The sequence below is a fragment of the Rhizobium sp. PL01 genome (assembly GCF_033447125.1).
Taxonomy (GTDB): domain Bacteria; phylum Pseudomonadota; class Alphaproteobacteria; order Rhizobiales; family Rhizobiaceae; genus Pararhizobium.
On the sequence record NZ_JAWQUM010000031.1, the window covers coordinates 1 to 1,225 of the forward strand.

The 1,225-nt window shown below is 57.2% G+C and carries 1 protein-coding gene; it reads right to left on the reverse strand.

The window, feature by feature from the left end:
- Nucleotides 1–455: 455 nt before the first annotated feature.
- A partial coding sequence (locus R6X40_RS31530) for an IS110 family transposase (protein ID WP_318419122.1) occupies nucleotides 456–1,225 on the reverse strand: 770 nt, incomplete at its 5' end.

Genomic DNA, 1,225 nt, shown 5'->3' on the forward strand with positions numbered 1-1,225 from the left:
GTCTTCGCTTCATCACCGAAAACGCCGGTCGCCCCCTCAAGGAGCTGCTCTTTCCACTGCTTGATCTGGTTGGCGTGCACGTCAAACTGCTGGGACAATTCCACCAACGTCTGTTCGCCCCGGATGGCGGCAAGCGCCACCTTCGCCTCACATGGGGAATTGCATGTCAAGTGGGTGGTGTCAGGGTATGATCATCGGCTCTCCAGCGTTGATTTCGGTATCCAAGCTCTGAACCCTTTGCATGACGCGGCTCGCATACGAGCACGATCAACCTCACATGCGGTCGCCGCTCGCAACGGCTGCACCAAAATCCCGCTTTCGGCGGGCAGGGCTCAGGAAGACGAGACCATTCTTGAAAACGGTGTTTCAGACCATGCGAAGGTCCGGTTCGTCTAACTGGATCCGCCAGGACAGTTCAGTTCCTGGGAGATTTCGGAATTCCGTGGATGCACTCCTCAGGCGGCCTTCATTACAGCGCCCTCGATGACAATTCCGGCAGTCACATACTTCCATAAAGCAACCAGCAACTTTCTCGCCAGCGCCACGATCGAGCTCTTCTTCCTGCGTCCAACGTTCGATTGCACCCGTGCCGCAAACCAGAGGCTGAGCGCTGACTTCGGTTGGTGGCGCAACCACAGCCAGGATAACTGAACCATTGTGGTGCGCAGTCGTGGGTTGCCAGCTTTCGAAACGCCTTGCTCGCGATCGATGGATCCGCTCTGCCAGGGCGTTGGTGCTAACCCCGCATAGGCGGCAACCTGTCGCCGATTGTCAAAGTGTCGGAACAACCCTTCGGTCCAGAGGATAGCGGCAGATTCTAGACCAATGCCTTTGATATCGTACAACATAGCTGCAGCCGGCTTTGCTTGCGTGGTCATGCTTTCTTTTTGCGCCACCAGCAGTGTATCCCGCTCGTTTTCCACAGCCGCAATCTGCGCAAGCAGCAGTTCGAGCCGATCAAGTTCTCGGTTCACCTGAGCCTTGAGGTGGGCCGACAAAGGACGACCATCACCCGTCTGAAGCTCATCCAATCGTACGCGCCTATTCTTGCGCAGCGGTTCGTAATCGCCGACGCCCTGAGCGAACAGCAGGCCTTTGATGCGATTGACATGCTGGACGCGCTCCGCGGTTAGAACCTTGCGCTCCCGGCAAACCCGGCGGCGATCTTCTTCCTCGGGGCTAGGTGTTTTGACCATTGCACAAACACGCGGCTCTCCACGCTTAT